General features: G+C 66.2%; 8 protein-coding genes. All 8 read right to left on the reverse strand.

Annotated features, from left to right (window positions below; translation table 11 throughout):
* Positions 1–3: 3 nt before the first annotated feature.
* The gene (locus OEX18_02255; GenBank protein ID MDH4336083.1) at positions 4–1,272 is read right to left on the reverse strand and encodes an efflux RND transporter periplasmic adaptor subunit; all 1,269 of its coding nucleotides are present in this window, start codon (positions 1,270–1,272) and stop codon (positions 4–6) included.
* Positions 1,269–1,976 carry an ABC transporter ATP-binding protein gene (locus OEX18_02260; GenBank protein MDH4336084.1) on the reverse strand — a complete coding sequence of 236 codons (708 nt, stop codon included), beginning with the start codon at positions 1,974–1,976 and terminating at the stop codon, positions 1,269–1,271. The genes OEX18_02255 and OEX18_02260 overlap by 4 nt, the downstream gene beginning before the upstream one ends.
* A 76-nt stretch (positions 1,977–2,052) precedes the next feature.
* Positions 2,053–3,381, reverse strand: coding sequence for a TolC family protein (locus tag OEX18_02265; protein ID MDH4336085.1), 1,329 nt, complete (start codon positions 3,379–3,381; stop codon positions 2,053–2,055).
* A 198-nt stretch (positions 3,382–3,579) separates the two neighbouring features.
* The gene (locus OEX18_02270) at positions 3,580–4,224 is read right to left on the reverse strand and encodes a TonB family protein (protein MDH4336086.1); all 645 of its coding nucleotides are present in this window, start codon (positions 4,222–4,224) and stop codon (positions 3,580–3,582) included.
* Positions 4,225–4,419: 195 nt separating this feature from the next.
* Positions 4,420–5,076: an energy transducer TonB gene (locus OEX18_02275; GenBank protein ID MDH4336087.1), complete on the reverse strand. Its 657-nt coding sequence runs from the start codon at positions 5,074–5,076 to the stop codon at positions 4,420–4,422.
* Positions 5,073–5,513, reverse strand: coding sequence for a biopolymer transporter ExbD (locus OEX18_02280; GenBank protein ID MDH4336088.1), 441 nt, complete (start codon positions 5,511–5,513; stop codon positions 5,073–5,075). Before OEX18_02280 ends, OEX18_02275 begins: the two co-directional genes overlap by 4 nt.
* Positions 5,513–5,932, reverse strand: a complete 420-nt coding sequence (locus OEX18_02285; GenBank protein MDH4336089.1) for a biopolymer transporter ExbD — start codon at positions 5,930–5,932, stop codon at positions 5,513–5,515. The genes OEX18_02280 and OEX18_02285 overlap by 1 nt, the downstream gene beginning before the upstream one ends.
* 38 nt (positions 5,933–5,970) lie before the next feature.
* On the reverse strand, positions 5,971–6,748 hold a 778-nt coding region (locus tag OEX18_02290), incomplete at its 5' end, for a MotA/TolQ/ExbB proton channel family protein (GenBank protein ID MDH4336090.1).

Raw genomic sequence — 6,748 nt, forward strand, 5'->3', positions numbered from 1 at the left:
AGATCACCTCCGCGTGCGGTCCTTCTGAACCTTCACCCGCGAGCGGTCCACGAGGTCGCTGATGGTCTTGAAGGGCCCGGAGACCACCGTGGCCCCTTCCTGCAGTCCGCCCTGCACCTCGAAGTGGCTCTGGCCGGCGATCCCGACGCGCACCTCGCGGAAGGTGGCGATTCCGTTCTCCACCACGAACACGCCCTCGATGTCGCGGCGCGCCTCCTCAGCGCCGGTCACGCTGGAGTCCGCCGCCGGTGCGCCGTTCCCGCCCCGGCCGCGCCGGCGCTCACGGTCCAGTCGCTCCTGGTCCCGCACGGTGAGGCACTGGATGGGAATGGCCAGCGCGTCGTCCACGTGTGCCACGGTGATGTCGACCGACGCCGAGAGGCCGGGGCGCACGTCGGGTATCGAGTCCCTGATGGCGACCACCACCTTGAAGTCGACCGACTCCTGACCCATGCCCACCTGGGCACGAATGGCGCTGTTGCCGACCTCGGTGACCACACCGTGGTAGGTGGTGTCCGGGTGCGCGTCCAGCCGCACCTCCGCCGCCTGCCCGGTGCGCACCAGCACCACCTCGGTTTCGTCCACACGTACCTCGGCCTCGATCTCGGAGAGGTCCGCGATGGTAAGCAGCACGGTACCGGGATTGTTGAGGGTTCCCATGATGGCGCTCTCACCCTCTTCCACGTTCAAGGCCGTGATCACGCCCGACATTTCCGCGGTGATGTGCACGTTACGCAATTCGTGGGTCGCCTTGCGCAGGTTGGCCTCCGCCTGGGCCAGCGTCTCGGTCGCGTTGCGCTGGCGGGCCTGTGCCACCTCCAGGGTCGAGGTGGCGGTCTTGAACTCGCCGTCGGACATGAAGCCCTTCTCGTGCAGCTGCTGCGCGCGCTCGTAGTCGTCCTGCGCCTTGGTGAGCGACGCCTTCTCCATGTCCAGCGCCGCCCGCGCGCCTCGCACCGCCGCCGTCAACTGGTCGACCGCAGACTCGTACGGCTCGGCATCGATCTCCAGCAGGAAGTCCCCCTTCCTGACGCGGTCCCCTTCCTTCACCGCCAGCCGGGTCACCTTGCCGATGGCGTTGGCGCTCACATTGACCCGCCGTCGCGGGTGGATCTCTCCGGACGCGGTAATCACGCGCGAGATGTCGCGCCGCCCCACCTCCGTCACCTGCACCTCCACCGCGGAACCGCGCGAGCGGAGGTTCACACCCACCAGCACCGCCAGTACCACCGCACCACCAGCCACCAGCAGAACCTTGCGCCGCCGCGTCACGACCGGCTCCCATCGGCGCCCTGCCGCGCGCGGCGCCGGTCCGATTCCACCTTGCCGTCGCGCAGGCGCACTTCACGAAGTGCGTGCGCCGCCACCGCGTCATCGTGCGTCACCACGATCAACGTGTGACCATTCCCGTGTAGCGTTTCGAAAATCCTCATGATCTCCTCTCCCGATCTGGAGTCGAGGTTGCCGGTGGGTTCGTCGGCGAGAATGATGGACGGGTTGTTCACCAGCGCCCGCGCGATGGCCACCCGCTGGCGCTGCCCGCCGGAGAGTTCGTTGGGCCGGTGGGTGGCACGATCCTCCAGGCCCACCATGCGCAGCGCCTGCCAGACGCGATCGCGGCGCTCGACCGCGCCGAGGCCGGCGTAAATGAGGGGCAATTCCACGTTCTGGAGCGCGGTGGCGCGGGGGAGCAGGTTGAAGGTCTGGAAGACGAATCCGATCTCGCGGTTGCGGATGAAGGCAAGCGCATCGTCGACGAGCTGGGTCACGTCCTCGCCGTTGAGGATGTACGTCCCGGAACTCGGGGTGTCCAGGCACCCGATGATGTTCATGAACGTGGTCTTGCCGGAGCCGGACGGCCCCATCAGGGCCAGGTACTCGTTCTTTGCCACGTCCAGATCGACACCGTCGAGCGCGTTCACCACGTGGCTCCCCATCTGGTAGCGCCGTGCGATGCCACGCATGTGGATCAGCATTTGCGCAGCATAACACGGACGGGCGGCGCGCAGCAAAGCGCACCGCCCGTTTCCGCAGGGAGTCTGTGCTCTCCGCCTAGTGGCTGGTGACCGTCCGGCCCGTGGCGCGCTGCAGATCGGCACGGTTGATGAGATAGTCGACGCGCGCGTCGATCAGCGACGCCTGCGCGGAGGTGAGCGACGCGCTGGCCTCGATGGTCTCGAGAATGGTTCCCGCACCCACGCGGTAGCGTTCCTGCGCCAGGCGGTTGTTCTCCTCCGCGGCCGCCACCGTCTCCGTGGCCAGGTCCAGTCGCTGGCGCGCCTGGTCCAGGTTGAGCATGATCTGTTTCACGTCCAGCACCGCGTCGATCTTGGCCTGCTGCAGGTTGTACTCGGCAATCCGGTACTGCGCCTTGGCGTCCTGAATGGCCGAGCGGGACTGGAAGCGGTCGAAGATGTTCCAACTGAAGAACACGCCGATCGACCACACGTAGTCGCGTTTGAACACGGCGCCATCCGACGGGAAGGTCCGGTCGTTCCAGCTGTAATTGAAGGACGCGTCGAGGGTCGGGTAGCGCCCCTTCTTGGCCACCGACAACCCCGCGTCCGCCGCCTCGATGCGCTCGCGGCCCGCCAGCAGGTCGGAGCGGTGCTGGAACATGTGCTCGACTTCCCGGCTGAAATCAAAGTCCGCGGGCGAGAAATCGATGGACTCGTCGACCTCGATGACCGACTCCTGCGGAATATTCAGGCGGGATTTGAGCCGCGCGGCCGCGATGGCCTCCGCGTTCTGCACGGTGAGCAGCTGCAGTTGGCTGTTGCCCTGGTCGACGCGCGCCTGCAGATAATCCGCCTTGGTGCGCGAGCCGATCTTGTAGAATGCCTCCACCTGCTCGAGGTTGCGCGTCTTGGCCTCGAGATCGGCTTCCTGCACCTTGAACAGCCGGCGCTGGCGCACCAGGTCGTAGTACTCGCGGATGACGATGGCGCGAATGAAGTCACGCGTGTACTCGAGTTCGTAGGCCGCCGCGTCCGCACCCCGCTGGGACTGGTTGAGACCGTTGATGTTGGCGCCCCAGTCAAACAGGCGCATCTGACTCTGCAGTCCGAAGGTGTAAGCCTCGTAGTCGAATCCCAGCGGCTGGATGGGACGGCCCTGTGCGTCCACGAACACGCCGGTGGACGGGCCCGCAAAGCTGTGTCCGGCCCACGCGCTCATGCTCAGGTTGGGCATGAACTGCGCATAACTCCGCACCACGCCGCCGCGGGCGGTGCGCAGCTGCTCGGTGGAGATTCCCACGTTCGTCGACGTCTCGAGCGCGAGCGCGATGCAGCGCTCGAGGTCGTAGGTCTCGGCACGCGCGCCCGAAACCAGGGCGCACACGATCAGAATCTGGGCAGCCATCGCCCGGCGAACGTTCATCTGGTCACCTTCCGGTCTGGCATGGAATAGAGAGAGTTTCGATATCCCGCCCGTCGCAGCGAGTTATGCGGGTACTACGAACGGGTGGCTCGAATGTTCCGGCATTATACCCGGATCGGGGCGCCGCGGGGAGAGAAAGGGGACGCCCCGGCAGCGGCCGGACCGTCCCCCCTGCGGGGCGGAGGAGAACGTGCTCCGCTACCGCAATTCGAACGCGAAGGGGATGGTCACGTGCGTCGGGACCGCGACGCCGCGCTGCCGGGCGGGCTCGAAACGGCACGCACGGGCTGCGGCCAGCGCGGATTCCTCCATCTGCGGCGTGGCGCTGGCCTCCAGCACCACCGCCTCGGTCACCCGGCCGCGCGCATCCACCCGCACGCGCACCAGCACGCGCCCCTCGATCCCGGCCTCGCGGGCCAGCCGCGGATAGCGGGGCGGCACGAATTCGACCAGCACCGGCTCCGTGAAGAAGGCCAGGAACACCCCTGCCGACGGGTCCGCCGAGCGCGGGGCAACCCGAATGTCGGCCGGCGGCGCGGGCGGCGCAGGTTCCGGCGCGGTCACGGGCCGCTCCGGATCGGCGTGATGCGGGCCCGGGCGCGGCGGGAGCGGCTCTTCGGGAAAAGCGGCGAACGACGGCGGGGGCTCGCCGACGTCGATCACGAGCGGGATTTCCTCGGCCGGCAGACGGAACGGTGTTACCGAGATGGCGGGGACGAAGACGAACGCGAGCACGTGGGCGGCCACGGCCGCGGCCAGCGCCGCGCGCAGCGACGCACGGTACCGGCCCTTGAATTCATCGTTAGCGGTGGCAACGGGGCGGGAAATAGACGCTGCCGTCATCGGCGAACCTCCCTGTTTCGCCCCGGGGCGATGGGCGGGTTACGATGATGCGACGGGCGTTCTCGTGGTGGGCCGGGAGCGCGTCCCTAGGACGAATCAAACATCGCGCATGCATGCGTCGCCGGCAAGGGGCACCACAAAAAAAAACCGCGGTCGCAACGACCGCGGGCCGATGGGAAGCCCGTCAACGATGGCTTAGCGGAGCTTGAACTGGAACGGAATCATCACGTGCGCCTTCACGGGCACCGTGCGCTGCTTGGCGGGCCGGAAACGGCACTTCAGCGCGGCCTGCACCGCCGCCTGGTCCATGGCCGGCGTCACGTCGGACTGCAGCACCGTCGCGTCCAGCACCTTGCCCTCCTCGGAGACCAGCACGCGGATGGCAACCGTCCCCTCGATACCCGCCTCACGCGCCAGCGGCGGATACTCGGGCGAGGAATAGTCGATCAACTGGGGCGGCTCGTCAAAGGCGAGAAAAATCCCAGTATCGCCGCCACCACTGGGCGGGGGCGGAGGCGGCATGTCCTCGAAGTTCTCGAAGGTGGTTTCCGCGACCTCGTCGGTCGCCTCGGCGTCATCCTCGGCGGCCTGCACCGCGACGGGCGGCGGGGGCACGTCGGGAGGCGGGGGCGGCAGGTCGATCTGGTCGGGGATGTCCACCACTTCGAACTGCTCTTCCTTGAGCTTGTAGGGCGTGATGGTGAACTGCGGCGTGAATACGAAGGCCGTAAAGTGCAGCACAACCGCGATCACGAAGGCCCAGCGGATGAACTTCGCATACTTCGCCTTGAACTCCGCGTTGGCGGTATCGTGGAGCAGGCGGCTGTCCGGGGTCACGGCGGCGGTGCTCATAGCTCGCGACGCCTCCGCACGTTTGGATTCTTCTTGTCGCTGGTGAAGGACACGCGCACGGCGCTGGCGTCCTTAAGTTCCTCCATCACGTCGGAAACCACACGATAGGGAGCGCGATCATCCGCGTTGAAGGCCACGATGAGGTCGGGGCGCTCCGAGAGCATCCCCTTGAGGATGTCTTCGATCTGCTCCATCTTCACGATCTTGTCGTTGATGGAGATGCTCCCGGCCTGGTTGATCCAGATGTGCATTATCTTCTCACGCTGCTGGCGCTGCGCGGTCTCGGCACGCGGCAGCGTGACCTCGAGTCCGTCCTCCATCTTGAAGATAGTGGTGGCCATGAAGAAAATCAGGAGCAAAAACGCAATGTCCGCCATGGAGGCGGTGGGCACGTTGTTGCGCACCCCCTGTTTCTTCTTGAAAACGCCAATCTTCACTACTGCGCACCGCCCAGCGTCTTGAGCGAAATCTTGCGGCAGTTGGCGAGCTTGATTTCGTCGAGCAGGTCGACCATCAGGCCGTATTCGGCGTCGGGGTGGGTGGCGATGACCACGACGAGCTTGTCGTTCTCGGACAACCTGCGCTCGACGAGGCTGCGGATCCCCGCGACACCCACGTTCTCGCCGTCGGTCACCACGGAGCCGTCCGGGTAGGCCCGGATCTCCATGATGTTCTTCTGCTTGACCTTGGCGACCTCGGAAGAGCGGGCCGGCAGGATGAGCGGAATCCCCTCCTCCAGCGCGAAGATGGTGGTGACGATGAAGAACACCAGGAGCAGGAAGGCGATGTCCGACATCGACGCCGCCTGAAACTCCCCCGCCTTGAAGGCGTTCTTGCTCTGCACCTTTTTGATCACGTCAAGCGCTCCGCTCCGGGGCCCCGGTCAAATATACGCTATGCGCGCGCCTCGCGCGCCTTGTGTTCCATGTCGAGCAGTTCGTCGACCACCTCGGCGCTGGCCTCTTCCATCTCGATGACGAAGCGGTCGATGCGCGTGACGAAGTAGCTGTAGAACAGCGTGATCGGCACCGCGATGACCAGACCGGCGGCGGTGGTGATAAGCGCCTCTTCGATACCCTTGGCAACGAGCTTGGCGCTCACCTGCTCCGCGGCCGCGATGGCGGCGAACGCGCTGATCATACCGGACACGGTTCCAAGGAAGCCCAGCAGCGGGGCCACGTTGGAGATGGTGGCCAGGGCGGTCAGCCCGCGTTCCAGGAACGACATCTCGATGGCACCCGAAGTCGCGATGGCCTTCTCGACCGCCTCGGGGCCGCGATGCGCGCGCAGCAGGCCCGAGTGCAGCACGGCTGCAATCGGCCCCCGCGTTCTGCGGCATACCTCCAGCGCTGCTTCGGATCCCTCGTCGCGCAGGGCCTTGACGAGATCCATCATGAGCTTCTTGGTGTTGGTATGCGCGCGCGACAGCGTCCACAGACGCTCCAGGCTCAGCACCAGCCCCACGATGGAGCAGATGAGGAGCGCGTGCATGAAGTTGCCGCCCTTGATATACAGCTGTCCCAGACCGCTGTTCTTGACGCGGTTCTGGATCTTGGCGTTTTCCTTCCGGATCATCTCCGCGATCGCTGCCGCGACCTCGACGGAGTCATTGGGGGCGGTGAGAAAGGAATCCGGGTCGATCGGGGCCGCCATGGACGTCATGTCGACGTTC

It is taken from the genome of Candidatus Krumholzibacteriia bacterium, from assembly GCA_029865265.1.
In the GTDB taxonomy this organism is placed as follows: Bacteria; Krumholzibacteriota; Krumholzibacteriia; order WVZY01; family JAKEHA01; genus JAKEHA01.

Excerpts from the sequence above, each read along its gene's own strand:
- OEX18_02265 (MDH4336085.1), bottom strand. The coding sequence starts at position 3,381 with ATGAACGTTCGCCGGGCGATGGCTGCCCAGATTCTGATCGTGTGCGCC.
- OEX18_02260 (MDH4336084.1), bottom strand. The coding sequence starts at position 1,976 with ATGCTGATCCACATGCGTGGCATCGCACGGCGCTACCAGATGGGGAGC.
- OEX18_02275 (MDH4336087.1), bottom strand. The coding sequence starts at position 5,076 with ATGAGCACCGCCGCCGTGACCCCGGACAGCCGCCTGCTCCACGATACC.
- OEX18_02270 (MDH4336086.1), bottom strand. The coding sequence starts at position 4,224 with ATGACGGCAGCGTCTATTTCCCGCCCCGTTGCCACCGCTAACGATGAA.